The sequence below is a fragment of the Pseudomonas sp. LFS074 genome, from assembly GCF_047978165.1.
GTDB lineage: Bacteria > Pseudomonadota > Gammaproteobacteria > Pseudomonadales > Pseudomonadaceae > Aquipseudomonas > Aquipseudomonas putida_P.
On record NZ_JBFPFV010000001.1, the window covers coordinates 2424854 to 2446781 of the forward strand.

The 21928-nt window shown below is 62.1% G+C and carries 20 protein-coding genes; 5 read left to right on the top strand and 15 right to left on the bottom strand.

Going from position 1 to position 21928, the window contains the following annotated elements; translation table 11 throughout:
- Positions 1 to 58: 58 nt before the first annotated feature.
- Together ACNQP3_RS11215 and ACNQP3_RS11220 are read right to left on the bottom strand one after the other, a co-directional pair.
- A complete protein-coding gene (locus tag ACNQP3_RS11215) occupies positions 59 to 1471 on the bottom strand; it encodes a purine-cytosine permease family protein (protein ID WP_264317027.1) in 1413 nt (470 codons plus the stop codon).
- Between the two features lie 351 nt (positions 1472 to 1822).
- Positions 1823 to 2275, bottom strand: a complete 453-nt coding sequence (locus tag ACNQP3_RS11220; RefSeq protein WP_012271902.1) for an Lrp/AsnC family transcriptional regulator — start codon at positions 2273 to 2275, stop codon at positions 1823 to 1825.
- A 110-nt stretch (positions 2276 to 2385) separates the two neighbouring features.
- Here ACNQP3_RS11220 and ACNQP3_RS11225 point away from each other — a divergent pair, with 110 nt between their 5' ends.
- Together ACNQP3_RS11225 and ACNQP3_RS11230 are read left to right on the top strand one after the other, a co-directional pair.
- Positions 2386 to 3000 (top strand): LysE family translocator, encoded by a 615-nt coding sequence (locus ACNQP3_RS11225; protein ID WP_071984371.1) that lies wholly within the window; start codon positions 2386 to 2388, stop codon positions 2998 to 3000.
- A gap of 66 nt (positions 3001 to 3066) precedes the next feature.
- Positions 3067 to 3699, top strand: a complete 633-nt coding sequence (locus ACNQP3_RS11230; protein ID WP_012271904.1) for a LysE family translocator — start codon at positions 3067 to 3069, stop codon at positions 3697 to 3699.
- A 21-nt stretch (positions 3700 to 3720) separates the two neighbouring features.
- On the opposite strand, the gene ACNQP3_RS11235 is transcribed toward ACNQP3_RS11230, so the two are convergent.
- From ACNQP3_RS11235 to ACNQP3_RS11285, 11 genes are all read right to left on the bottom strand, one after another.
- Entirely contained in the window at positions 3721 to 5904 is a 2184-nt protein-coding gene (locus ACNQP3_RS11235) for an ATP-binding protein (RefSeq protein ID WP_012271905.1), read from the bottom strand.
- Between the two features lie 100 nt (positions 5905 to 6004).
- Entirely contained in the window at positions 6005 to 7177 is a 1173-nt protein-coding gene (locus ACNQP3_RS11240) for a zinc-dependent metalloprotease family protein (protein ID WP_264317028.1), read from the bottom strand.
- Between the two features lie 83 nt (positions 7178 to 7260).
- Complete coding sequence (locus ACNQP3_RS11245) at positions 7261 to 7824, bottom strand: NUDIX hydrolase (protein WP_012271907.1); 564 nt, start codon at positions 7822 to 7824, stop codon at positions 7261 to 7263.
- A 2-nt stretch (positions 7825 to 7826) separates the two neighbouring features.
- Positions 7827 to 8579, bottom strand: a complete 753-nt coding sequence (locus ACNQP3_RS11250; protein WP_003256074.1) for a GntR family transcriptional regulator — start codon at positions 8577 to 8579, stop codon at positions 7827 to 7829.
- 88 nt (positions 8580 to 8667) lie between these two features.
- The gene (locus ACNQP3_RS11255; protein ID WP_264317029.1) at positions 8668 to 9057 is read right to left on the bottom strand and encodes a carboxymuconolactone decarboxylase family protein; all 390 of its coding nucleotides are present in this window, start codon (positions 9055 to 9057) and stop codon (positions 8668 to 8670) included.
- A gap of 88 nt (positions 9058 to 9145) precedes the next feature.
- Entirely contained in the window at positions 9146 to 9631 is a 486-nt protein-coding gene (locus ACNQP3_RS11260) for a flavin reductase family protein (protein WP_012271909.1), read from the bottom strand.
- A 13-nt stretch (positions 9632 to 9644) separates the two neighbouring features.
- Positions 9645 to 11126, bottom strand: coding sequence for an aldehyde dehydrogenase (locus ACNQP3_RS11265; RefSeq protein ID WP_264317030.1), 1482 nt, complete (start codon positions 11124 to 11126; stop codon positions 9645 to 9647).
- On the bottom strand, positions 11123 to 11956 hold the full coding sequence (locus ACNQP3_RS11270) for an alpha/beta fold hydrolase (RefSeq protein ID WP_012271911.1): 834 nt from the start codon (positions 11954 to 11956) through the stop codon (positions 11123 to 11125). Before ACNQP3_RS11270 ends, ACNQP3_RS11265 begins: the two co-directional genes overlap by 4 nt.
- Positions 11957 to 12024: 68 nt before the next feature.
- Positions 12025 to 12621, bottom strand: coding sequence for an amino acid synthesis family protein (locus ACNQP3_RS11275; RefSeq protein WP_003256068.1), 597 nt, complete (start codon positions 12619 to 12621; stop codon positions 12025 to 12027).
- Positions 12622 to 12926: 305 nt separating this feature from the next.
- Positions 12927 to 13967 (bottom strand): LLM class flavin-dependent oxidoreductase, encoded by a 1041-nt coding sequence (locus ACNQP3_RS11280; protein WP_264317031.1) that lies wholly within the window; start codon positions 13965 to 13967, stop codon positions 12927 to 12929.
- Between the two features lie 75 nt (positions 13968 to 14042).
- Positions 14043 to 14528, bottom strand: coding sequence for a flavin reductase family protein (locus tag ACNQP3_RS11285; RefSeq protein WP_264317032.1), 486 nt, complete (start codon positions 14526 to 14528; stop codon positions 14043 to 14045).
- Between the two features lie 316 nt (positions 14529 to 14844).
- Between ACNQP3_RS11285 and ACNQP3_RS11290 the strand changes: the two genes are divergently transcribed.
- Positions 14845 to 16251, top strand: a complete 1407-nt coding sequence (locus ACNQP3_RS11290; RefSeq protein ID WP_069943341.1) for a purine-cytosine permease family protein — start codon at positions 14845 to 14847, stop codon at positions 16249 to 16251.
- A gap of 52 nt (positions 16252 to 16303) precedes the next feature.
- Here ACNQP3_RS11290 and ACNQP3_RS11295 read toward each other — a convergent pair whose 3' ends face one another.
- Together ACNQP3_RS11295 and ACNQP3_RS11300 are read right to left on the bottom strand one after the other, a co-directional pair.
- The gene (locus tag ACNQP3_RS11295) at positions 16304 to 17929 is read right to left on the bottom strand and encodes a methyl-accepting chemotaxis protein (RefSeq protein WP_264317033.1); all 1626 of its coding nucleotides are present in this window, start codon (positions 17927 to 17929) and stop codon (positions 16304 to 16306) included.
- A gap of 232 nt (positions 17930 to 18161) precedes the next feature.
- Complete coding sequence (locus tag ACNQP3_RS11300; protein WP_264317034.1) at positions 18162 to 19358, bottom strand: NAD(P)/FAD-dependent oxidoreductase; 1197 nt, start codon at positions 19356 to 19358, stop codon at positions 18162 to 18164.
- Between the two features lie 512 nt (positions 19359 to 19870).
- On the opposite strand from ACNQP3_RS11300, the gene ACNQP3_RS11305 reads away from it, so the two are divergent.
- A complete protein-coding gene (locus ACNQP3_RS11305; protein ID WP_264317035.1) occupies positions 19871 to 21250 on the top strand; it encodes an NAD(P)-binding domain-containing protein in 1380 nt (459 codons plus the stop codon).
- 117 nt (positions 21251 to 21367) lie between these two features.
- Positions 21368 to 21907 (top strand): RrF2 family transcriptional regulator, encoded by a 540-nt coding sequence (locus tag ACNQP3_RS11310; protein WP_060493320.1) that lies wholly within the window; start codon positions 21368 to 21370, stop codon positions 21905 to 21907.
- The last annotated feature ends 21 nt before the right edge of the window (positions 21908 to 21928 follow it).

Below are 21928 nucleotides of genomic sequence, written 5' to 3' on the forward strand. Positions count from 1 at the left end.
CGTTGTGCCTGCCGGCCTCTTCGTGGTTTTACCCGCGAAGGGGCCGGTGCAGTTTGAATCAGTGCCCCATGGCCAACTTGGCACTCATCTGCCGGCGACGGTAGGCACTGTCACGGCTGGCCAGCCACCAGTACAGCGGTGAAGTAATCGCCAGCCCTACCAGCCACGACAGGTCAGCCCCGTTGATGTGCTCGGAAATCGGCCCGACATACAGCGGTGTGTTCATGAACGGGATCTGCACCACGATACCCACTGTATAGGCGATCAGCGCCTGTGGGTTGTAACGGCCGTAGATACCGCCATCGACCTGGAAGATCGACTGGATGTCGTAGTCGCCCTTGTGAATGGCATAAAAGTCGATCAGGTTGATCGCCGTCCACGGCACCAGCACCACCAGCAGCACCAGCACCATGTCGACGAAGTGGCCGATGAAGTCCGCCGAAGCGAACACCGCTACCACGCTGCAGGCTGCCAGCACGATCAACGACAGCACGGCGCGGCTCTTGGCGGTAGGGATCCAACGGTAGGCGAAGGTCTGGATCAGGGTGATGATCGACAGCACCGCACCATACAGGTTGAGGGCATTGTGGCTGATGACGCTGAGCAGAAACAGCACCAGCATGATCGGGCCGAGGGTGCCAGTGGCCAGTTTGACCGCGTCCATGGTGTCCATGCCGGCCGGGATCGCCAGCACGGCCACGGCGCCGAAAATGAACGACAGGCTCGAACCCAGGGCTGAGCCCAGGTAGGTGGTCCAGAACGTCGAGCTGACTTTCACATCTGCCGGCAGGTAGCGTGAATAGTCCGACACATAGGGCGCAAAGGCGATTTGCCACAGCGCCGCCAGCGACACGGTGGCCAGCCAGCCAGCCAGGTTGAAGCCGCCGCGGGTGAGGAAGTCGTCGCTTTGTACATGGGTGAAGATGTAGCCGAAGCCGACCACGATGCCGATGCCCAGCACCCAGGTGCCGATGCGGTTGAGCACGTGAATGAAGCGGTAGCCGATGATGCCGATGACGCCCGAGCCCAATGCACCGATGACGATGCCGACCGGTACCGGTACGGCGTCGACCACGCCATGCAGTGACTTGCCGGCAAGCACGATGTTGGACGCGAAGAAGCCGATGTACATGACGCCGGCGATCACTACCACCAGCAGCGCACCGAGGGTGCCGAACTGGGCGCGGCTCTGGATCATCTGCGGGATGCCCATTTGCGGGCCCTGGGCCGAGTGCAGCGCCATCAGCACACCGCCGACCAGGTGGCCGACCAGGATGGCGACGATGCCCCATACCAGGTTCAGGTGGAACAACTGCACGCCCAGCGCGCCGGTGACGATGGGTAGCGGCGCGATGTTGCCGCCGAACCACAGTGTGAACAGATCCCTTACCTTTCCATGGCGGTCTTGCGGGGGCACATAGCCGATCGTGTGTTTTTCTATCAGGGGTGCCGAATTGGCTGCACTGGTCATGACTGACTCCAAGGCAAGGTAGGGCATCGGGAGCTGCCCGGGGGCGTGCCGGCGATGGGCGACGCGTTCTTGTTGGAGCGATGATGCGGGGCGCGGGGATAACGAGAAATTAGTAAATATGTACCCATAAACCTTAAAAAACCTAAGGCTGACAAAAGCTTAAGCGGGGGACGGTAGCAAGGAGGGTGCCAGCAGGCGGGAAGGCTTGGGATAGAGGGGGTGAGCCCTTTGCCCGTAGCAAGTGGTGGGCTTTGCTGGTGCACCATGCCCATTTTCAGGGCAGCTGAATGGTTGCCAGTAATGGCCCTTTCGCGGGGTTGTCCGCGAAAGGGCCAGCACAGGAGCAAACGGCTACATCGGCAACAACCGGTCTTGGATCACCTCTTTCATCACCAAGGTCGAACTCAGGCGCTTCACATTGGGAATGCTGGTCAGTTTCTCGTCATACAGCTTCTGAAACGCCGGCAGGTCCTTGGCCACCACATGCAGCAAATAATCCGGGTCGCCGAACAGCCGCTGCGCCTCGACGATCTGCGGGATCTCCGCCAGTGCCGCTTCAAAGTCCGCCACCGGTTGGCGGGTTACCTCGCGCAGGGTAACGAACACCAACGCGGCAAAGTTCAGCCCCAGGGCGCTCGGCGCCAAGCGGGCGTGATAGCCCAGAATCGCTCCGGACTCTTCCAGCGCCTTCAAGCGCCGATGGCAGGGCGACAGGCTGAGCCCTACGCGGTCGGCCAGCTCGGTTACCGACAGCCGCCCATCCTTTTGCAGTTCGGCAAGGATTTTTCGATCTGTTCGGTCCATGGGGGAGAATCTTCCAGTAAATAAATGAAGAGGGGGAATATACGAAAGAAAATCCCCGGGCGGAATCCGTAATCTTTCGACATCCAACGCAGTAGATAAGGAAGATTCAAGTGGCTATCAGTGTGCTGACGGCGTTTTGGGCCGTGTCGATGCTGTTCGTGATAACCCCGGGTGCAGACTGGGCCTACGCCATCTCGGCGGGCATGCGCGGGCGCTGGGTGATGCCGGCGGTGGTGGGGATGTTGTCGGGGCATTTTCTGGCCACGCTGGTGGTGGCGGCCGGGGTCGGCAGCCTGCTGGCAGGCCACCCCTTGGCGCTGACCTTGCTGACCCTGGCGGGTTGCAGCTACCTGCTATGGCTGGGCGGCAACCTGTTGCTGAGCCCGGCATTGCCGGCGGCCGGGCAGGGCGGTGCGGGGGAGTCGGGTTCGCGCTGGGCGTTCAAGGGGTTTTGCGTCAGTGGCCTGAACCCGAAAGTGTTCCTGCTGTTCCTGGCCTTGTTGCCGCAGTTCACCGACCCGCAGTCGAGCTGGCCGGTGCCGTTGCAGATCTTGTTGCTGGGGCTGGTGCACCTGTGCAGTTCACTGGTGATCTATTCGCTGGTGGGTTACGGCGCCAAGGCGGTACTGAGCACACGGCCAGGGGCGGCGAAACTGGTCGGGCGGGTGTCGGGGGTGGCAATGATTGCAGTAGCCTTGGGACTGATTGCAGGGCAAATCAACTGAACTCACCTGTATGCGATGGCTTCGGATAAACTCGCTGCAGCCCAATGCACAACCAGGATGTGCCCCATGCCCGATATCACCCAACTGCTCACCTTCGCCCTGATCTGCCTTGGCATGGTCCTTACCCCAGGGCCGAACATGATCTACCTGATCTCCCGCTCGATCTGTCAGGGCCGCAAGGCCGGGTTGATTTCCCTCGGCGGTGTGGCCCTGGGCTTCGTTATCTATATGTTCTGCGCCGCGTTGGGCATCACTGCCCTGGTGATGGCCGTACCCTTTGCCTACGATGCGTTGCGCATCGGTGGTGCGCTGTACCTGTTGTACCTGGCCTGGCAGGCGCTGCGCCCCGGTGGTCGTTCGCCGTTCCAGGTGCGTGACCTGCCTGCCGACAGCCCGAGGCGGTTGTTCACCATGGGCTTTGCCACCAGCCTGCTGAACCCGAAGATCGCCGTCATGTACCTGTCGCTGATGCCGCAGTTCATCGAACCGGGGCACGGCAGTGTGCTGTTGCAATCGCTGGTACTGGGTTCGACGCAGATCGCCATCAGCGTCACGGTCAATGCCATGATCGCGATCATGGCCGGATCCATCGCCGTGTTCCTTGCCGGTCGCCCATTGTGGCAGCAGGTTCAGCGCTGGTTGATGGGTACGGTACTGGCTGGCCTTGCCGTGCGCATGCTGGCGGAAGGGCGCCGCTGATCGCCCATCACAAGCGTGGGTTCAGTTGCCCAGCACTTTCCCGAGCAGGCGGCACACCTGTTCTGCCGAATAGGGCTTGGCCAGGAAGGTGAACCCCTGGTGCCCGCCTTCGGCAATCGCCTCGCTGTAACCCGACGTGAGGATCACCGGCAACCGTGGGTGCAGGCGGCGCAGCTCACGGGCCAGCGCCAGGCCGCCCATGCCGGGCATGACCACATCGGAAAACACCGCATCAAAGTCACCTGCCGGTCCCTCCAGCTGCGTCAGGGCCTCTTCCGCCGAGCGCGCATAGCTGATCCGATAGCCGTGGTCTTCTAGGATTTGAGCGGTGAAGTTGCCAAGATCAGGGTTGTCCTCCACCACCAGTATTCGCCGTCGTTCGCCCTGCGCCTGCGCCTGGCTGCTGCTTGGGGCATCCGCCGGCAAGGCTGCGGGCGGTGTCTCCTGTGGCAGGTACAGGGTAAAGGTGGTGCCCTGGCCCTGAACGCTGTGCACCTGCACGTCACCGCCAGACTGCTTGGCAAACCCGAACACCTGCGACAACCCCAGCCCAGTGCCTTCACCCGGCGCCTTGGTGGTGAAGAACGGGTCGAAAATGCGCTCCAGCAGCTCGCTGGCAATACCGACACCACTGTCGCTCACCGAGATGGCCGCAAACGGGCCAGGCTGTGGCGCCTGGCCGCGCAGGGCAGGCAGGCTCTGGTCGGCCTGCAGACGCAGCAGCAACGTACCTTCGCCGGCCATGGCGTCGCGTCCGTTGAGCATCAGGTTGATCACCGCCGTTTCCAGCTGGCTGAGGTCGGCGCGGATATGGCAGGGCGCCTGCGGCAGCTTCAGTGCGACCTGGATGCGTGCGCCGGTGGCGGTGTCGAGCATTTCGGCCATGGCTTCCAACCGAGGGCCGGCCTCGAACACTTGCGGGCTGAGGGCCTGGCGGCGGGCAAAGGCAAGCAGTTGGCCGGTCAGCTTGGCGCCGCGGTCCACGGTGTCGGACATGGTCTTGATGTAGCGTTCGCGGCGTTTCTCGTCCAGGTCGGGGCGCTGCAGAAAGTGCAGCGAGGACCGGATGATGGTCAGCAGGTTGTTGAAGTCATGGGCGACACCACCTGTCAGCTGGCCGATGGCTTCCAGCTTTTGTGCCTGGCGCAGTACGGCTTCGGTGTGCAGCAACTGGGTAGTACGTTCTTCGACGCGGTGCTCCAGGGTGGCGTTGAGCGCCTCCAGCGCTGCCATGGCCTCGCGCACTTCGGCATTGGCCTGCACCCGCTGGATATGCGCCCAGCAACGTTCGGTCACTTCGCCGATCAGCGCTTGCTCGTAGTCGGTCCATACCCTTGGCACGCGGTCATGAATGGCCATCAGCGCCGTCAACCTGCCACCCTTGATCAGCGGTATGCAGATAGTGGCCGTAATGCCGATGGCCTGAAAGGTTGCCGCCTCGTCAGCCGCCAGCTCGCGGAGGTTGTCGTTGATCACCAACGCCAGGCCGCTGCGCAGCCGGCTGACCGCCATGTGGCCGAAGTCATGCAGGTGGTACTGGCCCACCAGGCGTGGTGAACCGGGTGCCACCGCGTCGCCGCAGATAGTGAAGCCATCCTGGTCCGGCTCCATCACCGCATAGGCACAGCTGGACAGGCCAAGGTGCTCGACCAGCATGCGGGTGGTGATGGCCATGATCTGGTCCGGGTCGTTGGCCTCGGTCACGGCGCGCCCAAGGTTGTCGAGAAAATTCAGGCGCTGGTTGGTGACCACGCTGGCGGTGGTTTCGGTGACCGTGTCGAGCATGCCCAGCACCTTGCCGTCATGGCCGCGTATCGGGCTGTAGCAGAAGGTGAAATAGGCACGCTCGGGGCAGCCGTTACGCACGATCGCCAACGGGAAGTCTTCGATGTACACCGCTTCACCGGCCAATGCACGGTCGGCCATGCTGCTGATGTCGGCCCAAGCTTCTTGCCAGACCTCGCGGAAGGGGACGCCCAGGGCCAAGGGTTTCTGCCCGAGGATTGGCAAGAAGGCGTCGTTGTGCAGGGTAAGCAGGTCGGGGCCCCACAACACGGCCTGTGGGAAGCGCGAGGCCAGGCACAGCGCCACGGTGGTCTTGAGTGCATCCGGCCAGGCCTCGAGCGGGCCGAGGCTGGTACGTGTCCAGTCGTGGTTGCGGATGCGTTCGGCCATCAAGCCGCCGCCGTCTAACCATTTCGCCATGGCCTGATGCCGATCCTTTAGCTTGAGAAGCTAAAAGATGCACTGAGATGGCGTGATTTGCGAGTGTTTTGTAGCGGTCAGCCAGGCGAGTGGTGAGCTGTTAGCGAAAACCCGCCACGATCCCTTTGCGCTCTTCGAGCAAACGGTGGTTATCGGCGGTGTCCTTGTCCCCCAACCGGATACCGTCCACCTCGCGCTGCGGGTCTGACCAGTAAGGTAGCCGGACCGTATCCAGTCTGAAGGCGGTCATGACGGTATACAATTTTGGTCCGTCCGCTGGCTCATGAGCGTAGCCATGGCCATAGGCAAACGGACCGCTTGCGTTATCATGTGCCCCCCCTAAAAGGTGGCCGATTTCATGGGCAAAGGTGAATCTCCCGACCCCGATGCAGCGCACGTTTACTACGGTGAATGCAGTCTCGGCGCTGGCGCCGATCTCACCGGCAAATCCACAGCTCGTGTTGGCGTTGTCACGTAGCAAAACCACCACGTCGGCCTTCAAGGTGTCTCTCATATCATGGACTTCGTCCATGTAACCGTCATCGATCTTCATGAGCCTGTCCAAATCCCAGTTCGGACTGAATGACTGCTCGTAGTCCAGTGGGAACACGTCTGCAAGTTCCAGCGAAAGATCGATTCCGCTTTCGACGAAGGTCTGGTTCGACTCCTCGATGGCCAGATGAGCCATTGCTCTTAAGTCTTCGCTGGCTTCGTCAGCCTGACGCGAAGCGACAACCAGTACCCGAATAGTGGCATGGCCCGGCTGGTAAGGCGCTATTGCGACATGTTGGCGGGGGCCGAGCATTGCCCCACTTGGTATTGACGGATCGTGGTCGGGAGGCAGCTTCGCTGCGTCGATCTTGCTCAGTACCGTTGCATCCCCACTGGGAAGGAGGCTGTAAGCCTGGCCATCGCGGCGGATGATTCCGCTAACTCGGTTGCTGGAGCGGATCAGAATGATGCTGTTCAGGGCGGCCTTGAGCGAACCGTTTGCTGCAGGGGCGGCACTCTCAGCGATGAGAGTGCCATGCCAGGCAATCGTGCCGTCTGGCAGCGTATGGACTGCTATCCGGTCTGCCAGGAGACGCCCCTCGCCGGGAATTACAAGGCTCAGGCGCTGGGTGTCCGTATCAATGCTCTGTGGATTGATGCGCACCTGCCACTGTTCGGGGATCCACGCCGCCCTGGTAGCCTGCACTGGCGGGTTGATGGTCGAACAGGCAGCTAGCGTTGTCGTTAGCAGCAGGCACAGGAGGCGATTCCAGATCTTCATGGGCACACTCCGAGTGGAGTGCATACGCTAGCAACCCGTTGCGGAACTGGAACCTGGCAGTTTTACTAGGTGGTTCGCCGGTTTCAGCGAATGAAGTGCACCTTGCCGGTGTCGTCATTGCCCATGTATATGCCATACACCCCGGCTTGGCGTTCAAGGATATAGCGCTCGAGAATCTGCCGGATCGCCGGGTAGTAGATTTGATCCCAGGGGATTTCATCCGGTTCGAAGAACTTGTAAGCCAGGGTCTCCGGCCCGTACTGCCCGGTCTCTTCGGTGACGCTGGCGCGGAAGATGATGTACACCTCGCTGATTTTCGGCACGCTGAAGATCGAATAGGGTGAGACGATGTCCGCACGAACGCCGGTTTCTTCCCACACTTCGCGCAATGCCGCCTGCTCGGTGGTTTCCCCAGCCTCCATGAACCCGGCGGGTAAAGTCCAGGTGCCCGGCCGCGGCGGGATGGCGCGTTGACACAGCAGGTACTTGCCATCGCGCTCGATGATGCAGCCGGCGATGATCTTCGGGTTGATGTAATGGATGTAGCCGCAGCCGGTGCAGTGCAGGCGTTCATGGGTGTCGCCTGTGGGAACGCCCCGGGCCAGTTCCGTGGTGCAGTGCGGGCAGTAGCGCGGGGCGTTGGGCATGATCAGCGGCCTATGCGGGGTTCCTTCAGGGCCAGGGGCTCGACAATGTCGCGCACCTTGGCGTTGTCATCCTGCTTCTGGCGCAGGTAGTCCAGGGCCACCTTGGCGGCGGCGCGGACGTGGTCGACCGAGGCCTGGTGGGCCACCAGTGGGTCGCCCCCCTTGATCGCCTCGACGATCTTTTCCATTTCGCGGTTGCTGGCACCACGGCGGTTTTCCTGCGACACCGAGGTGGCGCGCAGGTAGCTGATGCGGGCCTGCAACTGGCGCAGCTGCTGCGCCGCCACCTGGTTGCCGGAGCCTTCCAGCAGCACATCGTAAAAGCCTTGTACCGAATCCAGCACCTGTTGCAGCTCGCCTTCTTCCAGTGCTTCGCGGTTGACCTCCAGCGCGCGCTCCAGAGCACGGATGTCCTTGGCCTTGGCGTTGAGGGTGAACAGCTGCACGATCAGGCCTTCGAGCACACAGCGCAGCTCGTAGATGTCGCGGGCGTCTTCCAGGGTAATGATGGCCACGCGCGGGCCTTTGGCGTCGGCGAATTCCACCAGGCCTTCGGACTCCAGGTGGCGCAGGGCTTCACGCACCGAAGTACGGCTGACGCCCAAGCGGTCGCAGAGGTCGCGCTCGACCAGGCGGTCGCCTGGCAGCAGGTGAAAGTTCATGATCGCGGCGCGCAGCTTGTCGAGCACGATTTCGCGCAGGGTAACGGGGTTGCGGTTGACCTTGAAGCTGTCGTCGAGTGGCTGGCGTTTCATCAGGTGCGCTCTTTATGAGGCTGTTGCGCCAACATCGCGGAACGCCCCGAACCGAGGCTTTCCATGCAGTGGTTCGAACAGCCCGTTGTTAACGGGTTGACTCCGCATCGGCTTCGGCAAACGCTTCACGGGCCAGGCGGAAACTGTCCACCGCCGCGGGTACGCCGCAATAAATGCCGACCTGGAGCAGGATCTCGCGAATCTGTTCACGGCTCAGGCCATTGCGCAATGCGCCGCGAATGTGCAGCTTGAGCTCGTGGGGCCGGTTGAGCGCGGAAATCATGGCCAAGTTTATCATGCTGCGCTCTTTGAGCGAGAGGCCTTCGCGGCCCCAGACGTGGCCCCAGCAGTATTCGGTGACCAGCTGCTGCAACGGCTGGGTGAACGCGTCGGCGTTCTGGATCGAGCGGTTGACGTAGTCCTCGCCCAGCACCTGGGTGCGGATCTTCAGGCCTCTTTCGTACGTTTCATTGCTCATGTGCAGTACTCCGGAATAAAACAGGGGCCGCAACCGAGGGTGAGACGATAGCGCGGCCCCTAAAACAGGGGATCGTTGTTGGCGTACGTCAACCCAAGGGCGGCAGGGCGCCGAGTTTGCCTTTGTGGTAAACCATCGGCGTTACCGGCTGCTCGGGCAGCACCAGGTTCTTCACCGCCCCGACGATGATCGCGTGGTCACCGCCGTCATACTCGCGCCACAGTTCGCACTCGATGATCGCCGTGGCCTTGGCCAGCAGCGGGTTGCCAAGCTCGCTCAGGTGCCACTCGACACCCTTGGCCTTGTCCTTGCCCTTGCCGGCGAAAGCATAGGCTTCGGCGGTTTGCTCGGCGGACAGCAGGTGTATCGCGAACTGCTTGCTGTCACGCAAAACCGGGTAGGTGTCGGAGGCATAGTTAGGGCAGAACAGCACCAGTGCCGGGTCGATCGACAGCGCGCTGAAGGCGCTGGCGGTGATGCCGACGATGGCGCCGTCGGCGTCCAGGGTGGTGACTACCGTGACGCCGGACGGGAAGGAGCCCATCACGTCTTTGTAGATGCCGGGTTCGATCATCTCGTGCTACCTCCTAACGCATCACAAACGGGTCGGGCATCGGTGCGGTGGACAGGTTGATCCACACGGTCTTCAGCTCGGTATAGGCCAGCACCGAATCGATGCCGCTCTCGCGGCCGTAGCCGCTGTTTTTGAAGCCACCGATCGGCGCCATGGCCGACACGGCGCGGTAGGTGTTGACCCAGATGATCCCCGAGCGCACGTCACGGGCCAGGCGGTGGGCACGGCCCAGGTCGCGGGTCCAGATGCCGGCAGCCAGGCCGAACTGGGAGTCGTTGGCGATGGCCAGGGCTTCTTCCTCGGTCTTGAAGCGGATCACCGCGGCGACCGGGCCGAAGACTTCCTCCTGCATGATGGTCATCGAGTTGCTGTCGCACTCGAACAGGGTCGGTTCGTAGAACCAGCCGTCACCTTCAACCTCGGCACGCTTGCCGCCCAGGTGCAGCTTGGCGCCCTCGGCCTTGGCCGCAGCCACCAGGCCTTCGACCACGGCCAGTTGCTGTGCGGTGGCCATTGGGCCCATTTCGCTGGCGTCGTCCTGCGGGTTGCCGATGCGGATACGCTTGGCGCGGGCAATCAGGCGCTCGACGAATTCGTCGAAGATTTCGTCCTGCACCAGCAGGCGCGAACCGGCCACGCAGCTTTGCCCGGAGGCTGCATAGATGCCGGCCACGGCACCGTTGATGGCACTGTCCAGGTCGGCGTCGGCGAAGATGATGTTCGGCGACTTGCCGCCCAGCTCCAGCGACAGCTTGGCGAAGTTCTCGGCACTGCTGTGCACCACGTGGCGGGCGGTGGCAGCGCCGCCGGTGAAGGCGATCTTGCGCACCAGCGGGTGGCGGGTGAGCGCTGCGCCGGTGCTTGGGCCGTAACCGGTGACCACATTGACCACGCCGGCCGGGAAGCCGGCTTCGAGGGCCAGGCGGGCCAGCTCAAGGATGGTCGCCGAGGCGTGCTCGGACGGTTTGAGCACGATGGTGTTGCCGGCGGCCAGGGCCGGGGCCAGCTTGATCGCGGTGAGGTACAGCGGGCTGTTCCAGGGGATGATCCCGGCCACCACGCCGATAGGCTCGTGCACGGTGTAGGCGAACAGGTCGGGCTTGTCCAGCGGCAAGGTGCCGCCTTCGAGTTTGTCGGCCAGGCCTGCGGTGTAGTGGAAGAACTCTGGCAGGTAGCCAACCTGGCCGCGGGTTTCGCGGATCAGCTTGCCGTTGTCACGGCTTTCCAGCTGGGCCAGGTGTTCCTTGTTCTCGGCAATCAGGTCGCCCAGGCGACGCAGCAGCTTGCCGCGTGCGGTGGCGGTGATGCTGCGCCACTCTTTGCTGTCGAAGGCACGCTGGGCGGCCTGTACGGCCAGCTCCACATCGGCTTCGTCGGCGTCGGGCAGTTGCGCCCAGGCCTGGGCGGTGGCCGGGTTGAGGCTGTCGAAGGTCTTGCCGCTCTGGGCATCGCGCCATTGGCCGTCGATGCACATCTGGAAACGAACGAGGGTCATGCAACAATCCCCTTGGCGGATTCGGTGAGGGTGCGGGCTTGCGCAAGGAAGTCCAGCAGCATCTTGTTGACTTCACGGGGTGCTTCCACCGGCATCATATGCCGTTGCTCGGCGAGGACCACACTGTGTGCGCCTGGAATGCTGGCGGCGAGCTGGCGGGTCATGGCCGGGGTGGAGCCAGCGTCGAGTTCGCCGGTGGCGATCAGCGTCGGCACCTGGATGCTGCCCAGGTCATTGGCGCGATACATGTCCTGGGTGGCGAACAGCGAATAAGTGGTGTGGTAGCCCTGCGGGTCGTTACTCGCCAGTACCTGGCGAATGGCGGCGACCTGCGCCGGGTTGGCTGCCTTGTATTCACGGCTGAACCAGCGGTCCAGGGCTGCATCGACGTTGGCATCGGGGCCCAGCTCCGCCGCCTGGGCCGCGCGGGCAATCACGCCAGCGCTTTGCTCCGGGGTGCGGTTGAACACGCTGTTGAGCACCACCAGGGCAGTCAGGCGCTGCGGGTGGTTAAGGGCAAATGCTCGGGCAACCAGGCCGCCCATGGAGAAGCCGATCACGGTGGCCTGGGCAATTTGCAGGTGGTCAAGCAGTTCGGCGAGCTGGTCGGCATAGCCTTCCAGCGGTGTGTCGGCGGCCGGTACGCGGCTTTGACCGTGGCCGAGCATGTCGTAGGCGATGACGCGGTAGTCGTTGGCCAAGCCAACGAACTGACCGCCCCACATTTCCTTGTTCAGGCCCACGCCGTGGATCAGAACCACGGGTTGGCCCTGGCCGACGGCCAGGTAGCTGGTGCCGGCAGGTGTGCGTTCAGCGACAGGCTGAATCATGGAGGGCGCTCCTTGAAGGTCGGGCGCGGCGGGTAAGCACGCCACGCCCCGGCCCGTCTTGGTTGTTGTTATTGAGCGTTGGCTTTTTCGGCAGCCAGTTCTTCCAGGTCGATGTAGCGGTTGCCGATGCGCGGATGCAGGCGGCCACCATCGGCTGCGCCCAGGACCACGACGATTTCGTCGGCGCGCGGGGCGTCTTCGATCTGCATCTCCAGGGTGATGTAGTGCGAGCGCAGGCCTTCGTCGTCCTTCTGCATCATCGGGATCTGGATCGAGGTGCCTGGGCCGCCGCGCTTGTTGGTGAAGCTCAGGTAGCTCTTGGCCTGTACCGCTTCGCGGTAGTGGTTGCCGAAGCGCAGGGTGTGGATCACGGCCGAGGCGTGCTCGATTTCGCCGTCGGCGCCGACCACAGCAGCCTTACCGTAGGCTTCGATCTTGTCGGCACCGCCGATGGCGGCGGTCAGGCGCTCGACCATCAGGGCACCCAGTTCCGAGCAGTTGGCGCGAATTTCCGGCTTCAGATCTTCAACGAAACCGCGACCGGCCCATGGGTTCTTGATCACGACGGCCAGGCCGACCATGGTCACCGGTTTGTCGGTGGCCTTGCCGCCTTCGATGCGGGTCTCTTCGGAGTAGGTGACGATCTTGCGGATTTCGAAACTCATGGGTGGCTCCTGGTGAGGGTTATCAGCTCTTGTTGTCTGATGGTATACCATAATATTTGTTGTGCAAGAGGTGTCAGGAAATTTCTCTTGCCGGGGGACGAAAGGTGGCCTGATGCCTTGATTTTTGTGGTGTCTGCACTGGCCTCTTCGCGGGTAAACCCGCTCCCACAGGAATACGCGGTCCCTTGTGGGAGCGGGTTTACCCGCGAAGAGGCCAGTGCAGGTTTCAAAAAAAAGCCCGCTCACGCAGGCCGAAGGGGCCCACGGGAGCGGGCGCGTCCCGCAATGGTTCAGGCAATGGGAATTCAGGCGAAGGCGGGCACCACTTCCTTGATGAACAGCTCCAGCGACTTTTTCTTCTCGGCGTGGGGCAGGCTGTTGTCGCACCAGAAGCTGAACTCGTCGACGCCGAGCTCCTGGTAGTACTTGATGCGCGCGATGATTTCTTCTGGGGTGCCGATCATGGTGTTCTTGCGGATGTTCTCCAGCTGGAACGCTGGCACTTCGGCGAACTTCGATTCCGGGCTTGGCTCGAGGAAGCCGTTGACCGGGGTGGTCTTGTTGCCGAACCAGGCGTCGAAGGTCCGGTAGAAGCGCGAGATGGCCTGGGCACCGACCTTCCAGCCATCCGGTTCGGCTGGGCTGTGCACGTGGGTGTGGCGCAGCACCATCAGTTGTGGGCGCGGTACGTTCGGGTTGTTGTCCAGGGCGGCCTGGAACTTGTTCTTCAGGTCCAGGACTTCTTCGTCACCCTTCATCAGTGGGGTGACCATGACGTTGCAGCCGTTTGCCACTGCGAAGTTATGCGAGTCCGGGTCGCGGGCGGCAATCCACATCGGCGGCGTCGCGTTGAATGGTTTCGGCACGCTGGTGGAGGTGGGGAACTTGTAGACTTCGCCGTCATGGGCGTAGTCGCCTTCCCACAGCTTGCGTACCACAGGCACCATCTCACGCAGCGCCTTGCCGCCGTCGGTGGCCGGCATGCCATTGGCCATGCGGTCGAACTCGAACTGGTAGGCGCCACGGGCCAGGCCCACTTCCATGCGGCCGTTGCTGATCACGTCCAGCAGGGCGCATTCACCGGCAACGCGGATCGGGTTCCAGAACGGCGCGATAATGGTGCCGGCGCCCAGGCGGATCTTGTCGGTACGTGCGGCCAGGTAGGCCAGCAGCGGCATCGGGCTTGGCGAAATGGTGTACTCCATGGCGTGGTGTTCGCCGATCCACACGGTGCTGAAACCGCCGTTTTCGGCCATCAGGGTCAGTTCGGTCAGGTCTTCGAACAGCTGGCGGTGGCTGACCTGTTCATCCCAACGTTCCATGTGCACGAACAACGAAAATTTCATGGGGCTTTCCTCAACGCTTGAAAGGGTCTGGCGCCGGGCAGGGGAGGCGCCAGGGGTGTCGATTCAGAATAGGCTTCAGGCAAAGGCCGGCAGGCTGGCCATCCTGCCGCGGCAGTACACCATCGGCCGTGGCGCTTGCGCAGGGACAATCAGGTTGTGCACCTTGCCGACCATGATGGCGTGGTCGCCACCTTCATACTCACGCCACAGTTCACATTCGATGACTGCGGTGGCGCCGGCCAGGACCGGGTTGCCCAGTTCGCTCAGGGTCCACTCGATGCCGCTGGCCTTGTCCTTGCCCTTCTTGGCGAACGCATAGGCTTCGGCTTGCTGTTCACCGGACAGCAGGTGAATGGCGAAGCGCTTCTGCTTGATCAGTACCGGGTAGGAGTCGGAGGTGTAGTTGGGGCAGAACAGCACCAGCGGCGGGTCCATCGACAGGGAAGAGAAGGCGCTGGCGGTCAGGCCGACGACCGAGCCGTCGTCGTCCAGGGTGGTGATGACGGTAACGCCGGATGGGAAGGAGCCCAGGACGTTCTTGTAGACGGTTGCGTCGATCATCGGAAGTACCTCTAAAAGGCTGCGGTGGTCCGCGGTTTTTATCATTGATGTGTCTGATGGTATACCGTAATACCTATTTTGCAAGCGGAATTTTCAGCCCTGGTTTTTCACGATGAACGGCTCAAGGCCACGTATATCGTGGTCTTGAGCGGTGAGGTGGTTTGTCGCAGGGCTTTTGCAAGCGGATCAGCGGGCGTTTTTTACTGCGGATCAGTGTTGTCAAAAGTTTGGAATACCATAATATGGTCCGCAGCTGAGAGGCCGCCTAGATGCGGTTTCCTTACAAAGATAAAAACGACCTTTCGAGCTGAAAACCATGTCCCAACCGTCATCGCAACACCAGTTTGTCGAGAATCACACGGTCGATTACGTTCCACCTGCCGAGCGCCACGGGAAGGCGCGCGACCTGTTCACCCTCTGGTTCAGCACCAACATTGCGCCACTGCCCATCGTCACCGGCGCCATGGTGGTCCAGGTGTTCCACCTGAACCTGCTGTGGGGGTTGATCGCCATCGTGCTGGGCCATCTGGTTGGGGGCGTGGTCATCGCCCTGGCCTCTGCGCAGGGACCGCAGCTGGGCATTCCACAGATGGTGCAGAGCCGTGGTCAGTTTGGCCGTTACGGCGCGTTGCTGATCGTGTTCTTCACCGCGTTGATCTATGTCGGCTTCTTTATTTCCAACATTGTCCTGGCAGGCAAGACCATCCACGGCATCGCCCCGAGCGTGCCGATGCCCGGCGCCATTGTGATCGGCGCCCTGAGCGCCACCGCCATTGGTGTGATCGGTTACCGCTTCATCCACATCCTCAACCGTATCGGTACCTGGGTGATGGGTTCGGCCTTGCTGGCCGGTTTCATCATGATGTTCATCCAGGACCTGCCGGCCGACTTCTTCAGCCGCGGCGCGTTCAACCTGTCCGGTTTCATCGCCACCGTGTCGCTGGGCACCATCTGGCAGATCAGTTTCTCGCCTTACACCTCCGACTACTCGCGCTACCTGCCGCGTGAAGTGGGTATTGCCAGGCCGTTCTGGGCTACCTATTTCGGCGCCACCCTGGGCACCATCCTGTGCTTCAGCTTTGGTGCGGTGGCAGTGCTGTGCGTGCCGCAAGGTACCGACGCGATGGACGCGGTGAAGCAGGCCACCGGCTGGCTGGGCCCGGTCCTGATGGTGCTGTTCCTGCTCAACATCATCAGCCACAACGCCCTTAACCTGTATGGCGCGGTGCTGTCGATCGTCACGGCGATCCAGACCTTCATGGCCGAGTGGACGCCGAGCATCAAGGTGCGGGTGATCCTGGCGTCGGTGATTCTGGTTGGCTGCGCGATGGTTGCTCTGAACGCTTCTGCGGACTTCATCGGCCACTTCATCGGCCTGATCCTGGCGCTGCTGCTGGTGCTGGTGCCGTGGGCTTCGATCAACCTGATCGACTTCTACCTGATCAAGAAGGGGCAGTACGACATCGCCTCGATCTTCAGTGCAGACGGTGGCATCTATGGCCGCTTCAACCACCACGCGATCATTGCCTATGCTTGCGGCATCCTGGTGCAGTTGCCGTTTGCCAATACGTCGTTGTATGTGGGGCCGTATTCCAACATCGTCGAAGGGGCGGACTTGTCCTGGCTGTTCGGGCTGATTGTCACGGTGCCGCTGTATTACTGCCTGGCGACTCGGGGCAAGGCTGGCGAGAAGACGGGGCGGGTTGTGAGTGTCAATGACTGATGGAGCGTCGTTGCTGTAGCCGGGGCCGCAACGCGGCCCCGGCAGTTTCAGATCAGACCTTGAACTGCGCCACCATGCCGTTCAGATCCACCGCCAACCGCGACAAATCCTGTGCCGCCGCACTGGTCTGGTTCGCCCCTGCCGACGTCTGCATCGCCAGGTCGCGAATGTTCACCAGGTTACGGTCCACCTCCCGCGCCACCTGTGCCTGCTCCTCCGAAGCACTGGCAATCACCAGGTTGCGCTGATTGATCGACGCAATCGCCTCGGCAATCACTTCCAACGCCACCCCGGCGCCTTGCGCCACCTCCAACGTGCCGGTGGCACGCCCCTGGCTGCTGTGCATCGCCGTCACCGCGCGTTCGGTACCGTTCTGGATACCGGCAATCATCTGCTCGATCTCTGCCGTCGACTGCTGGGTGCGGTGGGCGAGGGCGCGGACCTCGTCGGCCACCACGGCAAAGCCACGGCCTGCCTCGCCAGCGCGAGCCGCTTCGATGGCGGCGTTCAACGCCAGCAAGTTGGTCTGCCCGGCAATCGCACCAATCACATCCAGCACGCGGCTGATTTCGTTGGCATTGGTGGCCAGCTGTTCGATCTCGGCCGAGGTACCGGTCACGTCAGCCACCAGGTGCTGGATGGACGCCAGTGCCTGGTTGACCCGGTCGCGGCCGTCGCGGGTAGTCTGGTCGGCGCCTTTCGAGGCGTCGGCGGTGCTGACCGCATTGTTCGCCACTTCCTCGACCGCTGCAGTCATCTGGTTGACGGCCGTCGCCGCCTGGTCGATTTCTGCGCTCTGCTGGTGCAGGCCACGGCTGGTGTCCTCAGTGACCGTGTGCAGCTCTTCCGAGGCCGAGGCCAGTTGGTCCGACGAAGCCGCGATCTTGCGCAAGGTGTCGCGAAGGCTGTCTTGCATACGGCCCAAGGCGCGCAGCAGCAAGGCTGGCTCGTCCTGGCCGATCACGCGGATTTCCCGGGTGAGGTCGCCGGTGGCCACACGCTCGGCGACAGCCACGGCATCGGCCAGCGGCACAACGATACTGCGGGTAAGCACGGTGGCAATGGCGGCGAGCGCAAGCATGATCACCAGCAACGAGACGATGATGGCAGTGAATGCCTCGTCGGCCACATCGCTGCTGCGCTGCGAGGCATCTTCGGCACCCTTGCTGTTGTAGGCGATCAACGCGGTCAAGGCCTTCATCATGCCGTCGGCGCGCTGCGTGAGTGGGCCGCCGATCTGCTGCTTGGCCTCGCTCATGCGGCCAGCAGCAATGTCCTGCAGCACCCTCACTTGCAGGTCGAAATACTGCTGGTAGGCGTCGTTGAACGTGTTGAACAGGGCACGGTCGTCGGCCGCGATGATGGTATCGGCGTAGGCTTTCAACCCATCCTTGAGCTCGGCATTGATGCCATCGAGCAGCTGCAGGTTGCGTGTGCGTTCGTCGGGGTTGTCGTCCAGCGCGGCGCGCAGGGTGACGGCGCGAGCGCGCCCGAGGTTGCTGCTGATGTCACCCAACGCCACCACGGCGGGCATCCAGGTGACCCGGATCTCGTCGGTAGCCGTGTCCATCTGGCGGGTTTCGTAGAGTGCGATAAGGCCCATGAACAGGACCAGGATGCCCAACAGGGCGAATACGCTGGCAGCGCGAATGCCGATCTTCATATTCCGTAACTGCATGGAATGCTCCTTGACGGTGGCGTGCAGGCCTCAGGAGCTTGGACGGAAAAGCCGGAACACCGGTAAGGCGCCAGGCTCTTGATGCGCTGCGGATTGTGTTGTGTGCCTCACCCTCTTGCATACTTTTTGATTTGAATGATGCCATATGGCCATCATTGTTGAACAGTCATTCAATGTAACGAAATAATTGACAAAACCGTCGTATTTTGACGGTTTTGTCAGGTTTTTGCCGTCAAACGATCGCGATCATCGGGTCGGCGGCGGCCAGGGCCAGGGCGCGGTCAGCTGCCGGCGGGTAGATCCACACCGAGTTGATCTGGCGCTTGAGGTCCTTGCCTTCTTGGCCCTGCAGTTTCAATTCGCGCTCCCAGCCTTCGCTGTATGCCGCGCCCCATTCACCCAGGTCCAGGCAGGTAACGTACTTGGGCTGGCGGTACACCACGGGCGTCACCCCAAGCAGGTCGGCCATGGCGTTGTTGCCACTGTGGCGGCCCATGGGGATGGCGTGCTGGCAGGTCATCAGCGCGTGGTTACCGATTTCATCCACGGCAGCCCAGGCGGTATCCCCGGTGGCATAGATGTGCTGCTGGCCAATCACCTTGAGGTGATCGTCGACCTTGAGCCGGCCGAAGTTGTCGCGCTCGCCGGCAACCTGTGCGGTCAGCGGGCTGGCCTTGACGCCGACGGTCCAGATCACGGTGTTGCTGGCGATGTAGTCGCCGTTGTCGAGGGTGACCCCGCCTGCATCCACGGCCACCACCGAGGTGCCGGTCAGCCATTCGACGCCGGCCAACTGCGAGGCCGCAACGATCGATGGCTTGATGCCCGTGCCCAGTGCCGCGCCGACACTGGCACCACGGTCTACCAGCAGCACCCGTACATCGTTACCGAGGATGGCGCGCAGCCGCGCAGGCATTTCGGTGGCCGTTTCGATACCGGTGAAGCCACCACCGCAGACCACCACGGTATTGCGTGCAGGCGAAGCGGGCAGGGCGGCCAGGCCCGCCAGGTGTTGCTCCAGGCGCACGGCCGACTCCATCTGGTCGACGTCGAAGGTATGTTCGGCAAGGCCTGGGACTGCTGGGCGTGCAACCTGGCTGCCAGCGGCAAGGATTAGGCGGTCGTAGCTGATCTGCTGGCGCTGGCCGTGGCTGTCGGTGTAGCTGACGTTGCGTGCATCGGCGTCGATGGCTTCGGCGTTACCGGTAATGAAGCGCACGCCAACGGCCTCGAACAGTTCACCCACGGGGGCTTTCAAGGTGTGCGCGTTGGCCTCGTAAAAGCGCGGGCGAATGCGCAGTTCCGCTTGCGGGGCCAGCACGCTGATGCTCAGGTCGTCGCGTTGCGCCTGGTCGAGCAGGCGTGCTGCGCTCAGGGCGCTCCAGACACCGGCAAAGCCGGCACCGATGATGAGGATGTTCGATTTCATGCTGTGCTCCGCTGGAAAAGGGGGATTCGCCCCGTGAGTCGTGTTGCTTCAATAACTCCGACCATAGTGGTCGTAGTTTGTTTGTGCAAGCGTTTCCAAACCGCAGTCGCCCCTGCCGAATGCTCGGCAGGGGTGATTGCGGGTGTGGCACAGCAGGGCCACAAACCTTGATATACCCAGCCCCATCCGTTATAGATAAAAAGGAAACCACAAAGAAAAGAGGCCATTGCAGCCCCCATGTACGAGAACACACGTATCTTGCGCCCCTCAGGCCCCCATTTTGCGCCCTGCGCTGATGGATACGGGCCCACCCCCATGATCCTTTCCCCGCTTTCAAGCCTGTTTCACGTGTTGTCGATTCCTCCCGCCAACATCCTGCTCCACCAGATGCGCAAACGCCCCGTCCCTCCGCCTGCACCGTAACGCCTGAACTCCGTTACCCCCGGCTTTTTGCCGTTCGGGGTTGGGGAGCCTTTGCATTTTTTTCAGCGTTCAACTGTTCAGGAATCACTATGACTCTTCGTGTAGCAATCATCGGTGCCGGCCCGTCCGGCCTTGCACAACTGCGTGCGTTCCAGTCTGCCCATGCCCAGGGCGCACCCATGCCGGAAATCGTCTGCTTCGAGAAACAAGCCGACTGGGGCGGTATGTGGAACTACACCTGGCGCACCGGTCTCGACCAGCATGGCGAGCCGGTGCACGGCAGCATGTACCGCTACTTGTGGTCCAACGGCCCCAAGGAGTGCCTGGAGTTCGCCGACTACAGCTTCGATGAACACTTCGGGCGGCCGATTTCCTCGTACCCACCGCGCGAGGTGCTGTGGGACTACATTCAGGGCCGCGTGAAGAAGGCCGGGGTGCGCGATTACATTCGCTTCAATACAGTGGTGAAGAACGTCAGTTTCAATGAGCGCACGCGCGAGTTCACCGTAAGCGCCCATGACTACAGCGCAGGGGTCGGTATCGAGCAGGTGTTCGATTTCGTGGTGGTGGCCAGTGGGCACTTCTCCACGCCACACGTGCCGGAGTTCGAAGGCTTCGAGCGTTTCACCGGGCGTATCCTGCACGCCCACGATTTTCGCGAAGCGGTGGAATTCAAGGGGCAGGATCTGCTCATTGTCGGCAGCAGCTACTCCGCCGAAGACATCGGTTCGCAGTGCTACAAGTACGGCGCGCGTTCGATCACCACGGCCTACCGTACCCAGCCGATGGGCTACAAATGGCCCAAGGGGTGGGAAGAGCGCCCGCAACTGGTACGGGTCGAAAACGACCTGGCGTTTTTCGCCGATGGCTCGAGCAAGCGCGTGGATGCGATCATCCTGTGCACGGGCTACCAGCATCACTTCCCGTTCCTGCCGGATGAGCTGACCCTCAAGACCAACAACCGCCTGTGGCCTGCGGGCCTGTACCAGGGTGTGGTATGGGAGCAGAACCCGCAGTTGCTGTACCTGGGCATGCAAGACCTCTGGTACAGCTTCAACCTGTTCGACGCACAGGCATGGTTTGCCCGTGACTACATGATGGGCCGCATCAAGCTACCGTCCAGGGCCGGCATGCAAGCCGACAGCCTGCGCTGGCGCGAGGACGAAGAGGGGCTGGAAACCACGGCTTCGATGTACGAGTTCCAGGGCCGATACATCAAGCACCTGATCGAGCAGACCGATTACCCACGCTTCGATATCGATGCGGTCAACCGCATCTTCCTGCAATGGAAGCAGGACAAGAAGCACGACATCATGGGCTACCGGGACAAATCGTACCGCTCGGTGCTCACCGGCACCAAAGCAGTGCCCCACCATACCCGCTGGATGCAGGCGATGGATGACTCGCTGCAGGAATACCTGCGCGAGACGGACGGCAAGAAAGGCGAAGTGAAGGCTTTGCGCGGGTAGACGCCAGCCTTTTGCAGCGCGATGCGGTTGGCGCTCCAGCACTTCAAGGCAGAGGACCGCTTTGCGGTGCTGGCGTTACCCGCGTATTATTTGCGACAAAGTTGGTCGGAGATTGAAATGTCGCTTTACAGTGCTGGCGTCGAATACGGCATCCATTGCCTGTTGTTCCTGGTGGACGAGCGTGGTGATTCGCGCGAGTCCAGCGTGCGCGATCTGGCGGAGTTGCAAGGTGTGCCCCAGGAGTACCTGGCCAAGGTCTTCACCAAGCTGGCACGCGCCAAGCTGGTGGTTGCCACCGAAGGTGTGCGCGGCGGCTTCCGCCTGGCCCGGCCTTCGGACGAAATCACCGTGCTGGACATCGTCAATGCCATCGATGGGCCGAAGAAGATCTTCGACTGTCGCGAAATCCGCGAACGCTGCACGCTGTTCGACGGTGCTGCACCGGGGTGGGCGACTGAAGGCACCTGTGCGATTCATGCGGTGATGCTGGGGGCACAGAAGCGTATGGAAGAGGCCTTGGCGCAACAGACCATACTGGACTTGGCGCGACGGTTCGGGCGCAAGGCCCCGGCCGAGTTCGGTCAACAGGTCAATAGCTGGATGGGTGAGCGGCGGGAAGGTAAAGGAGGCGGGGACATACCGGTCAGCCAAGTCTGAATGGGCCGCTACAGCAGTAAC

Coding starts and splice junctions, on each gene's coding strand:
- ACNQP3_RS11245 (WP_012271907.1), bottom strand. CDS start 7,824: ATGCCCAACGCCCCGCGCTACTGCCCGCACTGCACCACGGAACTGGCC.
- ACNQP3_RS11275 (WP_003256068.1), bottom strand. CDS start 12,621: ATGAGTTTCGAAATCCGCAAGATCGTCACCTACTCCGAAGAGACCCGC.
- ACNQP3_RS11235 (WP_012271905.1), bottom strand. CDS start 5,904: ATGGCGAAATGGTTAGACGGCGGCGGCTTGATGGCCGAACGCATCCGC.
- ACNQP3_RS11230 (WP_012271904.1), top strand. CDS start 3,067: ATGCCCGATATCACCCAACTGCTCACCTTCGCCCTGATCTGCCTTGGC.
- ACNQP3_RS11255 (WP_264317029.1), bottom strand. CDS start 9,057: ATGAGCAATGAAACGTACGAAAGAGGCCTGAAGATCCGCACCCAGGTG.
- ACNQP3_RS11220 (WP_012271902.1), bottom strand. CDS start 2,275: ATGGACCGAACAGATCGAAAAATCCTTGCCGAACTGCAAAAGGATGGG.
- ACNQP3_RS11295 (WP_264317033.1), bottom strand. CDS start 17,929: ATGCAGTTACGGAATATGAAGATCGGCATTCGCGCTGCCAGCGTATTC.
- ACNQP3_RS11310 (WP_060493320.1), top strand. CDS start 21,368: ATGTCGCTTTACAGTGCTGGCGTCGAATACGGCATCCATTGCCTGTTG.
- ACNQP3_RS11270 (WP_012271911.1), bottom strand. CDS start 11,956: ATGATTCAGCCTGTCGCTGAACGCACACCTGCCGGCACCAGCTACCTG.
- ACNQP3_RS11300 (WP_264317034.1), bottom strand. CDS start 19,358: ATGAAATCGAACATCCTCATCATCGGTGCCGGCTTTGCCGGTGTCTGG.
- ACNQP3_RS11240 (WP_264317028.1), bottom strand. CDS start 7,177: ATGAAGATCTGGAATCGCCTCCTGTGCCTGCTGCTAACGACAACGCTA.
- ACNQP3_RS11305 (WP_264317035.1), top strand. CDS start 19,871: ATGACTCTTCGTGTAGCAATCATCGGTGCCGGCCCGTCCGGCCTTGCA.
- ACNQP3_RS11265 (WP_264317030.1), bottom strand. CDS start 11,126: ATGACCCTCGTTCGTTTCCAGATGTGCATCGACGGCCAATGGCGCGAT.
- ACNQP3_RS11290 (WP_069943341.1), top strand. CDS start 14,845: ATGTCCCAACCGTCATCGCAACACCAGTTTGTCGAGAATCACACGGTC.
- ACNQP3_RS11215 (WP_264317027.1), bottom strand. CDS start 1,471: ATGACCAGTGCAGCCAATTCGGCACCCCTGATAGAAAAACACACGATC.
- ACNQP3_RS11285 (WP_264317032.1), bottom strand. CDS start 14,528: ATGATCGACGCAACCGTCTACAAGAACGTCCTGGGCTCCTTCCCATCC.
- ACNQP3_RS11280 (WP_264317031.1), bottom strand. CDS start 13,967: ATGAAATTTTCGTTGTTCGTGCACATGGAACGTTGGGATGAACAGGTC.
- ACNQP3_RS11250 (WP_003256074.1), bottom strand. CDS start 8,579: ATGAAACGCCAGCCACTCGACGACAGCTTCAAGGTCAACCGCAACCCC.
- ACNQP3_RS11260 (WP_012271909.1), bottom strand. CDS start 9,631: ATGATCGAACCCGGCATCTACAAAGACGTGATGGGCTCCTTCCCGTCC.